This window comes from Massilia sp. DJPM01 (assembly GCF_030348125.1).
Taxonomy (GTDB): Bacteria; Pseudomonadota; Gammaproteobacteria; order Burkholderiales; family Burkholderiaceae_D; genus Telluria_A; species Telluria_A frigida.
On record NZ_JAQOZV010000035.1, the window covers coordinates 16,354 to 33,491 of the forward strand.

8 protein-coding genes are annotated in these 17,138 nt (G+C 66.6%); 4 read left to right on the forward strand and 4 right to left on the reverse strand.

Annotation, left to right across the window (positions count from 1 at the left end; all coding sequences use genetic code 11):
* Positions 1-310: 310 nt before the first annotated feature.
* Positions 311-1,372, reverse strand: coding sequence for a 3-deoxy-7-phosphoheptulonate synthase AroG (gene aroG, locus PO883_RS21100; protein ID WP_289311494.1), 1,062 nt, complete (start codon positions 1,370-1,372; stop codon positions 311-313).
* Between aroG and PO883_RS21105 the strand changes: the two genes are divergently transcribed.
* The 3 genes from PO883_RS21105 (at position 1,366) to PO883_RS21115 (ending at position 7,433) form a co-directional block, all read left to right on the forward strand.
* Positions 1,366-1,806, forward strand: coding sequence for a hypothetical protein (locus PO883_RS21105; RefSeq protein ID WP_289311495.1), 441 nt, complete (start codon positions 1,366-1,368; stop codon positions 1,804-1,806). The genes aroG and PO883_RS21105 overlap by 7 nt on opposite strands.
* A gap of 71 nt (positions 1,807-1,877) precedes the next feature.
* The gene (locus tag PO883_RS21110; RefSeq protein WP_289311496.1) at positions 1,878-4,727 is read left to right on the forward strand and encodes a TonB-dependent receptor domain-containing protein; all 2,850 of its coding nucleotides are present in this window, start codon (positions 1,878-1,880) and stop codon (positions 4,725-4,727) included.
* A gap of 39 nt (positions 4,728-4,766) precedes the next feature.
* Positions 4,767-7,433 (forward strand): TonB-dependent receptor, encoded by a 2,667-nt coding sequence (locus tag PO883_RS21115; RefSeq protein WP_289311497.1) that lies wholly within the window; start codon positions 4,767-4,769, stop codon positions 7,431-7,433.
* Positions 7,434-7,570: 137 nt separating this feature from the next.
* Here the strand turns inward: PO883_RS21115 and tldD are convergent, their stop codons facing one another.
* The 3 genes from tldD to PO883_RS21130 are packed head-to-tail and all read right to left on the reverse strand — an operon-like array spanning position 7,571 to position 14,123.
* Complete coding sequence (gene tldD / locus PO883_RS21120; RefSeq protein WP_167086456.1) at positions 7,571-9,031, reverse strand: metalloprotease TldD; 1,461 nt, start codon at positions 9,029-9,031, stop codon at positions 7,571-7,573.
* 58 nt (positions 9,032-9,089) lie between these two features.
* Complete coding sequence (locus tag PO883_RS21125; RefSeq protein ID WP_289311498.1) at positions 9,090-9,887, reverse strand: carbon-nitrogen hydrolase family protein; 798 nt, start codon at positions 9,885-9,887, stop codon at positions 9,090-9,092.
* Between the two features lie 30 nt (positions 9,888-9,917).
* A complete protein-coding gene (locus PO883_RS21130; RefSeq protein ID WP_289311499.1) occupies positions 9,918-14,123 on the reverse strand; it encodes a YhdP family protein in 4,206 nt (1,401 codons plus the stop codon).
* 187 nt (positions 14,124-14,310) lie between these two features.
* On the opposite strand from PO883_RS21130, the gene glnE reads away from it, so the two are divergent.
* Positions 14,311-17,067, forward strand: a complete 2,757-nt coding sequence (glnE, locus tag PO883_RS21135; protein WP_289311500.1) for a bifunctional [glutamate--ammonia ligase]-adenylyl-L-tyrosine phosphorylase/[glutamate--ammonia-ligase] adenylyltransferase — start codon at positions 14,311-14,313, stop codon at positions 17,065-17,067.
* Positions 17,068-17,138 lie beyond the last annotated feature (71 nt).

A 17,138-nucleotide genomic window follows, 5' to 3' on the forward strand; every position in this document is an offset into this window, starting at 1 on the left:
TATTTGATGTCAATGGTAAATACGGAATATGTATATAAACAACAGGGTTGGTGTCGTATGCACGATTGCGCGGCATTTTTTTGCGTGCAAGCAGGGAAATTGTGATTGAATAAAGGTAATTAATTGCCGTGGTTTGCAATGCGCAGCCATGCCCACTCGTCGCGCAAGCCAATCCGATGCTGTTTGAAGCGCGCCTTGCCAGGTATGGCGCCGTTCGATATGCTGGCGCGCACGCCGGCCACGCCGGCGGCGGCGCGCCGGGAAATCAGCGGGGTACCGGAGCAGCCCCGCGCACCATGTCAGCGAACGGTTACAGGTCCTGGCGCAAGCGGCGCTCGCGCACGGCCGCGGCCAGGCCTTCCAGCACCGCCACGCTGCTGTCCCAATCGATGCAGCCATCGGTGATCGACTGGCCATACACCAGTTCCTTGCCCGGCACCAGATCCTGGCGCCCCGCCACCAGATGCGATTCCACCATCACGCCGACGATGCGCTCGTCGCCGCCGGCCACCTGGGCCGCGATGTCGGCGCACACCGGTATCTGGTTCTCCGGCTTCTTGGAGCTGTTGGCATGCGAAGCATCGATCATCAGGCGCGCCGCCAGGCCGAGTGCCGAGATCTGCTGGCAGGCCAGTTCCACGCTGGCGGCGTCATAGTTGGGCGTCTTGCCGCCACGCAGGATGACGTGGCAATCCTCATTGCCGTTGGTCGAGACGATCGCCGAATGCCCGCCCTTGGTCACCGACAGGAAATGGTGCGGATGCGAGGCCGCCTTGATCGCTTCGACCGCGATCTTGATGTTGCCGTCAGTCCCATTCTTGAAGCCCACCGGACAGGACAGCCCGGACGCCAGTTCGCGGTGCACCTGCGACTCGGTGGTGCGCGCGCCGATCGCGCCCCAGCTGATCAGGTCGGCGATGTACTGCGGACTGATCACGTCCAGGTACTCGGTCCCGGCCGGCAAGCCCAGCTCGTTGATGTCGCGCAGCAGTTCGCGCGCCATGCGCAGTCCGTCGTTGATGCGGAAGCTGTTATCCATGTACGGATCGTTGATCAAGCCCTTCCAGCCGACCGTGGTGCGCGGCTTTTCGAAGTACACGCGCATGACGATTTCCAGCTCGTCCTTGAAGCGTTCGCGCTCGCCCACCAGGCGCCGCGCGTATTCCATGGCGGCACGGGTATCGTGGATCGAGCACGGGCCGATCACCACCATCAGGCGGTCGTCCTGGCCGTGCAGGATGCGGTGCAGCGCCACGCGCGAGGAGCTGGCGGTCTGCTCGGCGCGCTCGCCGCAGGCAAACTCGCGGATCAGGTGGGAGGGTGGCGTCAGTTCCTTCATTTCGCGGATGCGTAGATCGTCGGTGCGTGGCATGGTTTTCTCCGTGGCTAGGTGTTTCAAACTGGATTCAAAATGGTCGGGCTAAAAAAAAACCGCCATGGCTGGCGGTTTTTCTGGATATTGCAAGATCTCGTCGTTGCTACGTGAACCTGCCGCTACTCCACCGCCTTTGGGTTGGAATTGCTAAAGTAAAAGTAGCAGGTAAAGAAAACGACGTTGTGCATGGCAAGAATCCAAAAGTGATGCAACGACTATATCAACAATTCCTGCAAATTGGCAAGCTGTTTTATCGGCGCCCGTCAAGACAAGACGCTACAAGCGGTTGCGCCTTCCCCACAATGGGCACGCCGATGCCTGTCACCTTTGATCCAGATCAGTCATGGCGGCGCCTGCGGTGCAAAACTCGGTGCATCGCGTCCCCATCGAAGCTTGCGCCAGATCAAACCACGGTCAACTTTTCCAAATAGATAGATTGAGCTGAATCATGGTCATGCCGGCGCTTAGCGGGCGGGGCAGTCAATCGTTTCCGGAGTCCGCAATGAACGCATCCCGCATATCGTGTTCGCTCAGGCGCCTGGTCGCCGGCGGCGGCGGGGCCAGCCTGGCCCTGCTCCCATTCGCCGTCCAGGCGCAAGCCCCGGCCCCGCCCGGCCCCATGCCGCGGGTGGAAATCACCGGCACCCATATCCCGCGCGCCACGGCCGAAACCGCGGCCGCCGTCATCACCCTGAACCGCAACGATATCGAACGGTCCGGCAAAACCACGGTGGCCGAACTGCTGCAAACCCTGGCCGTCGACAACCAGGGCTCGGTGCCGTCCAGTTTCGGCGGCGGCTTCGCCAGCGGCGCCTCCGGCATCTCGCTGCGCGGCCTGGGCGCCGCCTCCACCCTGGTCCTGCTCAACGGGCGCAGGGTGGCACCCTACGGCCTGGCCGACGATGGCCAGAAAATGTTTTCCGACCTGAACATCATCCCGGCCGACGCCGTCGAGCGCATCGACGTGCTCAAGAATGGCGCCTCGGCCATCTACGGCTCGGACGCGATCGCCGGCGTGGTCAACGTGATCCTGCGGCGCGACTTCCACGGCACCACACTGCGCGCCAGCTTCGGCCAGTCGCGCGAGCGCGACGGCAACGATGGGGTCGCCTCGCTCACCTGGGGCGGCGGCGACCTGCAGGCCGAGCGCTACAACGTGCTGGCCAGCCTCGAGTACGGGCGGCGCGGCGCGATCTGGAACCGCGACCGCGCCGGGCGCGGCCACATCGGGCGCGGCGACCTGCGCGACTGGGGCTTCAGCGCCCAGGAGTCGCTCGGCGGCACCGGCGCCATCACCGCCAGCAATACCGCCGGCAGCGCCATCAACGGCAACGTGCGCAATCCCGCTACGCTCGATTACTACAACCGCGGCAACCTGGCCGGGGCCGGTTTTACCCGCACCTTTCCGGGCGCCGCCTGCGCCGGCTTCACGTCCCATCCGCAGGGCGACCCCGCCGGCGGCTGCCTGATCGATGCCGCGCAACGCTACAACCAGATCCAGCCGAGCCAGGAACGGATCAACTTTTTCGGGCGCGCCACCTTGCAGGCCACGCCGCGGGTGCAGGCCTACGCCGAGCTCAATCTGTACCGCAGCGTATCGGCCTCCTCCTCCACGCCCTCGGCGGTCAGCGGCGCGGTCGGCTATCCGGGCGGGCCGGTCAACAGCGCCGCCGTGGCGCTGGGCCCGGCCCATCCCGACAATCCCTACTTCGGTACGGCGGCGCGGCTGCGCTACATGGCCGCCGATATCGGCCCGCGCATGAGCCAGATCGATTCCGATTTCGTGCGCCTGCTGGCCGGCGCCAAGGCCACGCTCGGGCCGTGGGAGGTCGATACCGCCCTGCTGTTCTCGCAAAACCAGGTCAGCAACGAACGCAGCGGATATCCGCAGCGCGACGTCGCGTTCGCGCTGCTCAATCCGGGCCCGGCCAACGTGGCGGCGGCCAGCGCCAATCCGGCCTATGCCGCGCTGGCGCCGGGCAGCGTGTGGCGCATCGCCGAAAACGCCGCCCTGAACCCGCCGGCCCTGTACGCGGCGCTGGCGCCGGCCAGGACCAACGATGCCAGGAGCCGCATCGCGCAGGCCGACCTGCGCGCCTCGCGCCAGCTGGCCGAGCTGCCCGGCGGCGCGCTCGGAGTCGCCATCGGCGCCGACTTCCGGCACGAATCGGCCGAGCTGGCCCCCACCCCCGGTACCGAGCGCGGCAACGTCATCGGCCTCGGTTACTCGGCCTACAAGGGTAGCCGCAACGTGGCCGCGCTGTACGGCGAGGAGCTCGCGCCCGTGCACCCGGCGCTCGAACTGTCGGCCGCGCTGCGCGCCGACCACTACACCGACGCCGGAGACTCCTACACGCCCAAGTTCGGCGTCAAATGGACGCCGCTACGCACTTTCGCCTTGCGCGGCACGTATGCGCGCGGTTTTCGCGCGCCCAGCACGGCCGAAAACGGGGTCGGCGGCCTGGCCGCGTATTCCACCTCGGTCGACCCGCTGCGCTGCAGCCTGGGCGTCGAGATCGCCTGCAACCCGGCCCAGGTCGCCATCATCACCTCGCCCAATCCCGCCTTGTCGCCCGAAAAATCGCGCAGCGTCAATGTGGGCATGGTGTGGGACCCGTACCGGCGCACCACGGTCTCGCTCGATCTGTGGGAAATCAAGCGCAAGAACGACATCAACCAGGAACAGAGCGACGCCGCCATCCTGGCCGGCCGCATCGCGCGCGACCCGAGCGGCGCCACCTGGCCCGGCGACCCCGGCCCGATCGCGGCGGTGCTGGCCAGCTACGTCAATTCGGCGCGCACCCAGGTGCGCGGCGCCGACCTCGACCTGCGCCAGCGCTTCGACTTCGGGCCGGGCAGCGGCGAAGCGAGCATGGATGCCAGGTGGACCCACCTGTTCAAGTGGCAGCGAACCGAGCAGGACGGCAGCACGCGCGACTACGCCGGCACCCACGGCAACTGCGACGTCACCAACTGCATCGGCACGCCCGACGACCGGGTCAATTTCAGGCTGTCGTGGGAGCGCGCGGCCTGGCGCGTATCGGCCAACGTGAACTACCGGGGCGCCATCAAGCATACCCTGTTCAAGAACGACCCCGCCGCTTGCGCCAGCCACTTCGCCGACGGCAATCCGGCCCCGGCCGACTGCGAACTGCCTTCCTTCACCACGGTCGACCTGAGCTTGCGCTGGAAGCCGGCGCCACGCATCGACGTATTCGGCTCGGCGCAAAACATCGTCGACCAGCTCGCCCCGCTCGATCCGCTGACCTACGGCGCCACTGCCTATAACCCGCTCGACCATGCGGGCGCCGTGGGGCGCTTTTTCACGGCCGGCGTGCGCTACACCTTTTAGCGACATCCTTTCACTCACTGTTAACCACCGGAGCAATCCATGATTGAAAAAGCCTTATCCGCCGCCATCGGCCGCTTGTGCGCCGGCGGCGCCCTGCTCGGCGCCGGCGTGCTGGCCCTGCCCGCACAGGCCCAGGCGCCCGCCGACGCCTCCCAGACCATGCAAAAAGTCGAGATCGTCGGCACCTCGATCAGGCGGCGCCTGGAGGCGCAAACCGCATTGCCGATCACCTCGCTGCGCGCCGAAGACTTCGCCAAGCAGGGCCTCTCGACCGCGCAGGAAGTGCTGGCCACGATTCCGATGAACCAGACCTCGACCGGCGCCAGCCAGTCGGTCGGCTCCGGCACCGGCGGGCGTGCCACGGCCAATCTGCGCGGCCTCGGCGGCGACAAGACCCTGGTGCTGCTCAACGGCCGGCGCCTGGCCAACCACCCCTTCTTTGCCGACACGGTCGACCTGAACATCATTCCCGTCGCCGCGCTCGACCGGGTCGAGGTGCTGCGCGACGGCGCCTCGGCCATCTACGGCAGCGATGCCATCGGCGGCGTGATCAACTTCGTCACCAAGCGCTCCTACCGCGGCCTGGAAGTGAGCGTGGAAGCGTACGAACCAGTTGGCTCGGGCGGCGGCGACGAGCAGCGCGTCAACCTCATCGGCGGCTGGGGCGACCTGGCCACCGACGGTTACAACCTGCTCGGCATTGTCGACTTTCACCGCCAGTCCGCGCTGACGGCCACCGACCGCGACTTCGGACGCACCGGCGTGCGCCCCGAGCGCGGCATGTACCAGACCAGCGGCACCACCTTCCCCGCCAACTTCTATTCGGAGAACGACATTTCCGGCAATCCGAGCTTCGCCAGCGGTTGCCGTCCGCCCGACTCGATCCCCAACCGCACTGGCGGGGCGACTTGCCGCTTCGACTACACCCAGTTCGTCGACCTGATTCCACTGACCAGGCAGGAAACCTTCCTCGGCCGCTTCAGCAAGAAACTCGGCGCCGACCATAGCGCCACCCTGGAATACCTGCACAGCCGCAGCACCAACGAAGCGCGCGTGGCGCCGCCGCCGCTGGCCGGCATCGGCCTGACCATGAGCAATGCCAGCCCCTTCTATCCGGGCCGCGGCATCACCCCGGCCGTGGCCGGCCTTGCCGGCGAGCCGCTCGACGTCAGCTGGCGGCCCCTGGTAACCGGCAAGCGCGAAGGCCTCGACGTGAGCCTGTCGGACCGCCTGCTGGCCAGCATGGAAGGCACGCTGGGCGGCTGGGATTACAGCGCCGGCCTGTCGTATGCGGTGGGGCGCGCGCGCAGCGCGTTTACCAACGGCTACGTGATCGATGCGCGCCTGATCGAGGGCGTGGGCAATGGTTTGCTCAACCCGTTCGGCGAGCAGACCCCGGCCGGCAACGACTACCTGCGCCAGTCGCTGCTCCAGGGCGAATACCTGCGCGCCAAGATCAAGAGCGGCGCCATCGACTTCAAGGCCAGCCGCGAGCTGATGAACCTGCCCGCTGGCCCGCTCGGCTTCGCGCTCGGCGGCGAATTCCGGCGCGACGAAGCCGACTACCGGGTTAACCGGGCGCTGGCCAGCCAGGCGTCCAGTTCCGGCTACGCCGATGCCCAGGACCAGAGCGGCAGCCGCAATATCGGCGCCGTGTTCACCGAGTTCAACATCCCCCTCATCAAGGACCTTGAAGTCAACCTGGCCGCGCGCTACGACGACTACACCGACTTCGGCCACAGCTTCAACCCCAAGGTGGCGCTGCGCTGGCAACCCAGCAAGCAGGTGCTGCTGCGCGGCTCGTTCAACAAGGGTTTCCGCGCCCCCACCCTGTACGATCTGCACGGGCCGCAAACCACCACCAACACCAGCAGCCCCTGGGACGATCCGGTGCTGTGTCCGGGCGGTACGGCGGTTCCGGGGGCCAATCCCAATCTTGCCTGCGACCAGCAACAAAACCAGCGCCAGGGCGGCAACCCCGACGTCAAGCCGGAACGCTCGCGCACCTACAGCGCCGGGATCGTGCTCGAACCGACGCCCGACCTGACCTTGTCGCTCGACTACTGGGATATCCGGCTCAAGGACCAGATCAGCGCGCTGGCGGAGGAATCGATCTTCGGCAACTACCAGAAATACCAGAACCTGTATTTCTACAATGCCGCCCGCACCCGGCTCGACTACGTGCTGACGATCACCCAGAACCTGGGCGAGGTCAAGACCCGCGGGATCGACCTGGGACTGCTGTGGCGCCTTCAGCGCGGCCAGTGGGGCAATTTCACCCTGGGGGTCGATGGCACCTGGGTCGACCGCTACGACTACCAGAACGAGCGCAACGGGCCGTTCACGGTCAACGCGGGGCGCTATGCCGATGCCAGTCCGGTGTTTCGCTGGCGACACAACGCCAGTCTGGGATGGACCCGGGGTCCGCTGAACATGACCCTGTCCAACCGCTACCTGTCCGGTTACGACGACCAGCCCGATGAAAACGGGATCGTGCCTGGCCGCGTGGGACATTACTCCACCTGGAGCCTGGCAGGGACCTACACGGCGAACCAGAAGGTCAGCGTGACCGCCGGCGTCAAGAACCTGCTCGACGACGACCCGCCCTTCACGGTCCAGAGTACAACCTTCCAGCAGGGCTACGATCCGCGCTACACGGACCCGCTCGGACGGACGTTTTACGTGAGGGCCATGTACAAATTCTGAGTGCGACGTTCTGCGTGCGGCCAGCTGAAACGCCCGCCGGAAAAACACAAAGGGCGCACCAGAAGTGCGCCCTTTGTGAAACAGTGCCAGCAATGACGGTGCTTGACGTGGCTGAAAAGTAGCCGGCCCTGGCGAACTTACGCGGTACCGCCCACCGTCACGTCTTCGATGCGCAAGGTCGGCTGGCCCACGCCGACCGGCACGCTCTGGCCTTCCTTGCCGCACACGCCCACGCCGGAATCGAGGCGCATGTCGTTGCCGATCATCGATACGCGGTTGAGCACGTCCGGACCGTTGCCGATCAGGGTGGCACCCTTGACCGGATAAGTGACCTTGCCGTTTTCGATCATGTAGGCTTCGCTGGCCGAAAACACGAACTTGCCGTTGGTGATATCGACCTGGCCGCCGCCGAAATTGACCGCGTACAAACCGTTCTTGACCGAGGCCAGGATTTCTTCCGGGTCCTTGTCGCCGCCCAGCATATAGGTGTTGGTCATGCGCGGCATCGGCAGGTGCGCGAACGATTCGCGCCGCGCATTGCCGGTCACCGGCATTTTCATCAGGCGCGCATTCATCGTATCCTGGATGTAGCCCTTCAGAATGCCATCTTCGATCAGGGTGGTGCACTGGGTCGGATTGCCTTCGTCATCCATATTGAGCGAACCGCGGCGGTCGGCCAGGGTGCCGTCGTCGACCACGGTCACGCCCTTGGCGGCCACGCGTTCGCCAATGCGGCCCGAAAAGGCCGACGAACCCTTGCGGTTGAAGTCGCCTTCGAGCCCGTGTCCGATCGCTTCGTGCAGCAGCACGCCGGGCCAGCCCGGTCCGAGCACGATGGTCATCGGACCGGCCGGGGCCGGACGCGCATCGAGATTGACCACGGCCGCCTTGACCGCTTCTTCCGCGTAGCGCTCCAGCACCACGTCATCGAAATAACCGTAGTTGTAGCGCCCGCCGCCGCCGGACGAACCCATTTCGCGGCGTCCGTTCTGCTCGACGATGACCGTCACCGAGACCCGCACCAGCGGCCGGATATCGGCCGCCAGCACGCCATCGCTGCGCACCACCAGCACCACATCGTATTCGCCGGCCAGGCCCGCCATCACCTGCACCACGCGCGGATCTTTGGCGCGCGCCATTTTTTCCACGCGCTCGAGCAGCTTGACCTTGGCCGTCGCGTCAAGCGAAGCGAGCGGATCGTTGGGCAGGTACAGCGAGCGTCCGCCCACCGGCGTCATCGAGGACGCCACCTTGATCTTGCCGGCCCCGGCGCGCGCGATGGTGCGCGTGGCCGCGGCCGCGTCCAGCAGGGCGCGTTCCGAAATTTCATCGGAGTACGAAAAAGCGGTCTTGTCGCCGGACACGGCGCGCACGCCCACGCCCTGGTCGATCGAGAAACTGCCGGTCTTGACGATGCCTTCTTCCAGGCTCCAGCCTTCGCTCTTGGTAAACTGGAAATACAGGTCGGCGTAATCGACCTTGTGGGTGAACATCGTGCCCAGGGTGCGCAGGAGCTTGCCTTCATCGAGGCCAAATGGCGTCAGCAGCACATCGCGCGCGACAGCCAGGGAGGAGAGATTCGGTTCGAACGGGGTCATTTTGCGGGTCTTTCAGTGTGGATCAGCCATTGTGCCATAGTCGGCCCCTTGCGGTAGTTCACAGTTTGCGGTGCTTGAGCGCAGGCAAGCTTTCGCGTACCCCCGCCAGGAAAGCCGCATCGAGCGCGCCGCTGACGATGCCTTCGCCCTCGTCCAGCACGGCCTTGACCTCGCCCCAGGGGTCGATCAGCATGCTGTGGCCGAAGGTGCGGCGCCCGTTCTGGTGGCTGCCGCCCTGGGCCGAGGCCAGCACATAGCACTGGTTTTCGATGGCGCGCGCGCGCAGCAGCACTTCCCAGTGCGCCAGGCCCGTGGTGTGGGTAAACGCGGCGGTGACCACGATCAGCGCGCACTCGCCCATGGCCCGGTACAGCTCGGGAAAGCGCAGGTCGTAGCAGACCGACAGGCCAACCCGCCCGAACGGCGCCTCGAAGGCCGCCACGGCTTCGCCCGGCACGATGGTGCGCGCCTCGTCGTAGCTTTCGGCGCCACGGGTAAAACCGAACAGGTGGATCTTGTCGTAGCGCTGCACCGGGCGGCCCTGCGGGTCGTACACCAGGGTGGTGTTCATCACCCGCCCGGCGTCGGGCGACACCAGCGGCAAGGTGCCGCCGATCAGCCAGATGCCGTGCTCGCGCGCGGCCTGCGCCATGCATTCCTGGATCGGGCCCTGCCCGGGCGCCTCGGCATGGGCCACCTTGTCGGTGTCGCTCATGCCCATGATGGGCCAGTATTCCGGCAAGGTCACCAGGGTGGCGCCGCGCGCGGCCGCCTCGCTCACCAGGCGGCGCGCGCTGGCGATATTCTCGGCCACGTCGGGGGTGCTGATCATTTGTACTGCGGCCACGGTCGTCATGTCGTTCTCTCCAGTCGGTGTTGCTGCGCTTTATTTGGTCGCCGCCGCGCCGCCTTCGGGCACCCGCAGCGGCGGCGGCCCCTTGGGCGAGCCCAGCTTGGTGATGACTGGCGCCTTCCACGGGCCGGTGATCTGCATTTCATAGGTCAGCGCGCGCATCACGGGAGCGCGCAAGAACAGTTGCGCGAGGAAACTGCCCAGCCCGACCACCGGATTGACCGCCAGCGCGTACACCAGCGGCCCGGTGCCCAGGTTAAATTCGGGAATCACCACCACATGCAGGTTGGCCGACTCGTTGGCAATGTCGGCGGTGCCGGCCATGAGCACGGTGGCGGCCACGCCATGCATCTTCAGGTTGTCGGTGCGCACCACGCCGCGCGTGATGCTGGCATTGGCGCTGATGCCGTCGAACGCCAGGCCTTCCGAAAACACATCGTGGAAATCCAGCTTGAGCAGGCGCGGCAGCATTTGCAGGCTGAGTACACCCAGCAGCTTGGCCGCGCCCGGATCTTGCTTGAGGAATTGGCCAGATGCCACGCTCATGTCGATCTTGCCCGACAGACTGGGAATATCGAGGGAATACGGCAAGCCATTCCAGGCGATATCGCCCGCCAGCTTGCCCTTGCCGCGGCGCAGCGTTTCCGGGAAACCGAAACGGTCGAGCAGCTTGCCGGCATCCTCGATCTCCAGCGTGAAATTGAGGCTGGTATTGCTCTGCCCCTCCCCCGTCACCCACTTGCCGGTACTGCGCAGCACGCCGTCCGGATTGGCCAGCAGCAAGCGGTTGATTTGCCACTCGCGTCCGGTAGCAAGCTGGGCATTACTGGCGACCAATTCCAGCCGCCCGAGTTTCTTGTTGAACAGTTCAAAATGCTCGGCCACGATATCGAGCGCGGGGATGGTGGCCGCCGCGCTCTTGCCGCTTTCGAGCAAGTCCTTGACCCCGGCCGCGGCCGATTCCGGGATGATCAGGGAGGCCAGGCGCGCCGTCACCTTGCCCAGGCCCTGGCCGCCGCTACCCTCGGCCCAGGCGATGTGGCCGGCCACCTGGCGCGCATCGATATTCGCCTGCCAGGTATCCTTCACGTGCGAGGCGCCCACCACCACGTTGTCGAGCTTGCGCTCACTGATGATCAGTTCGCCCGCGCGCGCGGCCAGCACATCGGCCACCACGTACTGCGCCAGGTCCATGCCGCCATCGACCGAGGCGTCGGCCGCCGATGCGCCGGCCGCCACCGGTTCAGGCGCGGCGTGCGCCACCGAGGCGCCGATCTTGATCCACTGGTCGACATTGAGCGACTTCATGTCGACATTGACCATCATGCCGCTGTCCGGGGCCGGGGCCGGCACGTTCACGCCGATGCCGCCGCTCTCGACCCGCCATGCGCCCTTGCCGTGCTTGACCCGCTGGTAGCGCGCGCCCATGTTGGCGCCCAGCGCCACCCGGATTTCATCGCGCGCCACGGCCGGGTCGGTACTGGGCAGGCCGTTCAGGGTGAAATGCAGCGGCAAGGCCTCGGGCGCCGCCTTGTTCAGGGGCGCCGGCAAGTCCACGCCCAGGCCGGCCAGGCTCGAATCGACCGTCACCAGCGCCTGGTGATCCTTGACCACCACCGAGCCGGTATAGTGCGCGCCGCCGGAAATGAGTCCGAGCACATGCTGCATGGCGGCCGAGGGATAGGTCTTGCGGATACCCTCGGCCGTGGCCGTGCCGCCCAGCTTGATCACGATGGCATTGTCGCGCTGGGTGCCGCCGGTCAGCGCCAGCGGCCCGCCCAGGAAGCTGGCGCCGACGCCGTTCAGGTTAATGCCGCGTTCATTGAATTCCAGCTTGCCGATGGCCGCCTGCAAGGGCGGCAGCGGGTCGAACAGCACCACATCGTTGCCCATCAATTGCAAGCTGCCCTGCACCTTGGAGTCGATCAGGTGATTCAGCGGCAACTGCAGCTTGAGGGCCAGCTTGGCGTTGCCGCTCGCACGGGTGTGTTCGGTAAAGCGGCCGATCCAGTTCAGCACCGGGCTCGCTTCCATATAGCCGAGGAAATCCTGCATCGGCGCGGCGGCGTTGCCATCGATTTCCAGCACGTGTTCCGGATCGGCCAGGTCGGCGATCACGGCCGTCACCGCGCTCAAGGCCACGCCCCGGGTACGCCCGGTGTCGCCCTTGATTTCCATGCGCGCGCGCTCGAACAAAAACGTGCCGTTGATCTGCTCGGCCTGCGGCCACACCGGCGCCACGCCATCCGGCGCGAAATGGCCGGGTGCGTAGTTCAGGCGCGCGTTTTCCAGGCGCCCGCCGACCCGGAACTCGCCCTTGCGCTCGCCCGGCGTATTGCTACGGAACGGAAAGTGGGCCAGGTCGCCGCGCAGGCGGAAGGTGGCGTCCAGGGCCACGCCATCTTCCAGCGCACCGGTCAGCCAGGCGCGCAAGTGTTCCGGGGTTTTCAGGGGCAGGTAGCGCCCGATGGTATTGAGTGCGAATCCGCTGAGCGTGCCGCTGACATCGACGATGTCGGCCGGCTTGCCCGGCTGCGTACCCAGGCTCATCTGATGCGTGCCCGCCAGCGAACCGCTGAGCGCGCCCTGGACGAAGTTCAGGCTATCCAGGTCCACCAGTAATTTGTTGCCGGCCGCAAAAGTCCAGCGGGCACGGGCGTTGAACTGGTCGAAGGGCATGGCCGGATCGGCGAACCAGGCCGGCAATTGCAGAACCAGTTGCTGCGAAGCTAGGCTGATCGTGCCGCCCTGGTCGCTCGCATCGAGCGTGCCCGACAGGTTTTCGATGCCGGGAATCGGTGGCACCGCGGCGCGCGCCGGCGTGCTGGCCGTCCTGGCCACGGCCAGCCGGGCCGGCTGGGCGCGCATGGTCAGCCCGTCGAGCTTGCCGCGCACGCGGTAGCTGGCAATCTCAGGGAACCTACCCTGCCACTGGGCCGAAAAATCGCTCACGCGCCCGCCCAGGCCAGCCTCGGTGAGCAACTGGCGCTGCACCGGTGTCAGCGGCAACTGGACGGCCAGCCGCGCCAGGGTTTCCAGGTCAAGTTGGCGGGCACTCACTTTCACTTGTTCGGGGCGCTTGCCGCGCGCCGGCACATAGGATTCGGACAGGGTGGTCGGCGCCAGGCCCAGGCCGTCGGCGGTGAGCAGGGAAAAATCGGTGAGCGTCACTTCATGGCCCTGGGCACCGAAGGCCGGGGCGCCGCGGTTGCTGCCGGCGGCAAAGGTTTCGCGCGCCGACAGGCGGCCGCGCACGCGCGTCAGTTCCAGCGCCGGCAAGTCGCGTCCCAGGCGCGCCGACACGCCGGCCAGCGCCACGTCGGCGGTAAAACCGGCCAGCTTGGCCCGGTCCAGGCTCAGCCAGGCGCGCACCGATCCCTGGCCCTGGCTGATTTTCACCGGATAATCGAGGTAAGGGGTCCAGGCCGACAGGTCGGTATCGGGCAGGTCGGCGTACAGCTCGCCCTTCCACTGGCCGATATCGGCCATGCGCGCCGCGAAACGCGGATGGGCAAAGTCGGCGCGCACGTCGAGCGGCCCGGCCAGGCTGGCCGGGGGCGTGGCGCGCAAGCCAAAGCGGTGGTGCTGCCAGCGGTTCTTGAGCACCAGATCGACGTTTTCCAGCGCCAGCACCGGGGCGCCGCGCAACTGGTCGGTCCACTGCACCCGCCCTTCGCGGATCACGATCCGGCGCTGCTTGAACGCCCAGTCGGCGCCACTGCCATCGCCATCCGCATGGCGCTTGATGAGCATGCCCGCCACGAACAGCTGGCCGGCCGCGTCGCGCCGGATATCCAGGTCGGGACGAATGATGTCGAGCGAATAAAAGCGCGGTTCCAGGGTCGGTACGCTCCACCACGACAGGGTGGCCGACACGCTCGGCAAGCTCAGCACCTGGCGCCCGCCCGGGTCGCGCACGATCACATCGCCCAGGAACAGGTTGGGGCGCAAGCCGTGCCAGGACGCGTAGATGCGGGTGATGCTCACCTCGCTGCCCAGCGCGCGGCTGGCGATGCGCTCGATATTGCCCTTGTAATAGTCAATATTCGGCAAAATCAGGTAGCGCAGCACCAAAAACACGATGGTGAAGATGAAATACACCAGCAGCGCCAGCTTGATGGTAAAGCCCAGCACATGGTGGGTGGCGCGGTTGCACACCCGATAGGCGGAGCGCAGCCGCCGCCAGCGCTCTGCGATGGGCAGGTGCTCGGCGGGCGTCTGTGCTTCCGGTGTGTGCATCAATAAGCTGATAAAGGGTCCGCCGTGTAAATGTATTGCAATAAGGTAGCGCTTGCGTGAATGCCGCCCACTCCCTTACCATCGTCCTGATCCGCACCGCAGCGGGCCATTCGCGGCGCGGCCCAATTCTACCTTATACAGCCCTGGCTGAACCCGACTTTCACTCACCCCGACCCCACGCCAACCCATGAACCGAGCTTCCCTGACACCGCTGTCGCGCTTTTACCAACGCTGGCTGGCGGCCGACCCCGGCCGGGCCGGCGCCGTTGCCACCCTGGGCGCGGCCGCCATCGACCAGCTCGACCTGGCGCATGCGCTGGCCAGCCAGCGCGCTGCCGACGGCGCCGCGCTGCCGCTGGGGCGCGCCATGCGGCGCCTGCGCAACCTGCTGGTGGCCGGCCTGATCGCGCGTGACCTCGATGGCCGCGCCGACCTGGCCGAAGTGGTCGCCAGCATGACCGGCTTCGCCGATTTCGCCATCCGCACCCATCTGGCGGCCCTGATGGCCGAGCAAGTGGCCAGCCACGGCATGCCAGTCGGCTACGAATCGGGCTTGCCGCAAGAAATGATTGTGTTGGCCATGGGCAAGCAAGGCGGCGGCGAACTGAATGTCTCGTCCGACATCGACCTGATCTTCGTCTACCCGGAAGATGGCGACACCGCCGCCGGACCGGGCCAGCGCCCCCTGTCGAACCATGAATTTTTCGCGCGCCTGGGCAAGAAGCTGATCGCCGCCCTGTCCGAAATCACCGAAGATGGCTTCACCTTCCGGGTCGACATGGCGCTGCGCCCGAACGGCAACTCCGGCCCGCTGGTTGCCAGCCTGAACATGGTGGAGGAATACCTGATCGTCCAGGGCCGCGAATGGGAACGCTACGCCTGGGTCAAGGCGCGCGCGGTCACCGGCAGCGCCGCCGATATCGCCGCGCTGGAAGCCATCGTGCACCCTTTTGTCTACCGGCGCTATCTCGATTTCGGCGTGATCGATGCGATCCGCACCATGCACGCCCAGATCCGGGCCGAGGTCGACCGCCAGGAACGGCTGCACCCGGACCGCAGCAATAACGTCAAGCTGGGCCGTGGCGGGATCCGCGAAATCGAATTCCTGGCCCAGGTGTTCCAGCTGATCCGCGGCGGGCGCGATGCCGCCCTGCGCGACCGTTCCACCCGCGCCACCCTGCGCGTGCTGGCCGACAAGGAACTGCTGACCCCGGACACGGTCGAGCAGTTGCTCGACTCCTACAGCTTCCTGCGCAACCTGGAACACCGCCTGCAATACCTGGACGATGCCCAGACCCACACCCTGCCCGCCAGCGAGGCCGACCGCGCCGTCATCGCGCAAATGATGCGCCTGCCGGACGTTCCCACCCTGCTGGCGCGGCTGGAGCAGCACCGCCATTTTGTCGCCGCCCAGTTCGACGCCATCTTCAGCGACAAGTCCGAGCAACATGGCGACACGGTCGACCCGGCGGCCAGCAGCTGGGCCGGGGCCGACCTCGACAACCGCGAAGCGATCGAGGCGCATTTGCGCGCCTTGAGCTTCGACGATGCCGGCGGCGCCGCCCAGCGCCTGATGAGCACCTGGCAGTCCGGCAAGGTGCAAGCCTTGCCGGAAGCGAGCCGCACCCGGCTGCTGGCGCTGGTCAACGCCGCCCTGCCCCTGATCGCCAAGACGGCGGCCGGCGCCGGTGCCGGCAGCGCCAGTTCCACCCTGACCCGGCTGCTGGCGTTTTTCGAAGCCATCGCGCGCCGCTCGGCCTATCTGTCCTTGCTGACCGAATACCCGCACACGCTGGAGCGGGTGATCCGCATGATGTACGCCAGCGGCTGGGCCGCCACCTTCCTGACCCAGCACCCGATCGTGCTCGACGAACTGCTCGACGAGCGCGTCAGGAGCGCCGTGCCCGACTGCGCCGCCCTGGCCGCCGAACTGAAGGAACAACTGGGCGCGGCCGCCGGCGACACCGAACGCCAGATGGATATCCTGCGCGAAGCCCACCACGCGCAACTGTTCCGCCTGCTGGCGCAAGACCTGGCCGGCGAGCTGACCGTGGAAAAGCTGGCCGACTACCTGTCGGCACTGGCCGACACCATCGTCGCGGCCACCATCGATGCCGCCTGGCAAGCGATCGCCACGCGCCACCGCGAGGTGCCGCGCTTCGCCGTCATCGCCTACGGCAAGCTGGGCGGCAAGGAACTCGGCTATGTGTCGGACCTGGACCTGATTTTCCTGTTCGACGACGACGACCAGGAAGCGCCCGGCAACTACGCCAAGCTGGCCCAGCGTTTCATCACCTGGATGACGGCCCACACCTCGGCCGGCATTTTGTTCGACATCGATACCGCGCTGCGCCCGGACGGCGCCAGCGGCATGCTGGTCTCGAGCCTGGCCGCGTTCGAGCGCTACCAGGAAAATTCGGCCTGGATCTGGGAACACCAGGCGCTCACGCGGGCCCGCTTTTGCGCTGGTGACGCCGCCATCGGCGAGCGTTTCGAAGCGGTGCGCGAAGGGGTGCTGCGGCTGGACCGCACGGCGCGCGCGGACGAGCTGCGCGAGGAAGTGCTCAAGATGCGCAAGAAGATGCACGACGCCTATCCGAGCCGCCCGGGCCAGTTCGAGCTCAAGCAGGATGAGGGCGGCATGATCGATGTCGAATTCATGTCGCAATACCTGGTGCTGCGCCATGCGGCGCAATATCCGCAGCTGACCGTCAACCTGGGTAACATCGGGCTGCTGCGCATGTTCGCCGACCTTGGGCTGATCGATGCCGACCTGGCGCTGGCGGTGGGCGACGCCTACCGCGCCATGCGCAAGCTGCAGCACCAGTTGCGCTTGCAGGGCAAGGATAGCGCGCGCATCGACCCGGCGCTGGTGGCGCGCCACAGCGGCGCGGTGCGGCGCCTGTGGGCGGCCGTGTTCGATCTGGAGGGAGAAGCGCCTTAGCGCGCCGGATTGGTCGTTCCCTAAAAAAAAACCCGGCGCAAGGCCGGGTTTTCTCATTGGCGCCGCCCCGC

Excerpts from the sequence above, each read along its gene's own strand:
- aroG (WP_289311494.1), bottom strand. The coding sequence starts at position 1,372 with ATGCCACGCACCGACGATCTACGCATCCGCGAAATGAAGGAACTGACG.
- PO883_RS21110 (WP_289311496.1), top strand. The coding sequence starts at position 1,878 with ATGAACGCATCCCGCATATCGTGTTCGCTCAGGCGCCTGGTCGCCGGC.
- PO883_RS21115 (WP_289311497.1), top strand. The coding sequence starts at position 4,767 with ATGATTGAAAAAGCCTTATCCGCCGCCATCGGCCGCTTGTGCGCCGGC.
- tldD (WP_167086456.1), bottom strand. The coding sequence starts at position 9,031 with ATGACCCCGTTCGAACCGAATCTCTCCTCCCTGGCTGTCGCGCGCGAT.
- PO883_RS21125 (WP_289311498.1), bottom strand. The coding sequence starts at position 9,887 with ATGACGACCGTGGCCGCAGTACAAATGATCAGCACCCCCGACGTGGCC.
- PO883_RS21130 (WP_289311499.1), bottom strand. The coding sequence starts at position 14,123 with ATGCACACACCGGAAGCACAGACGCCCGCCGAGCACCTGCCCATCGCA.
- glnE (WP_289311500.1), top strand. The coding sequence starts at position 14,311 with ATGAACCGAGCTTCCCTGACACCGCTGTCGCGCTTTTACCAACGCTGG.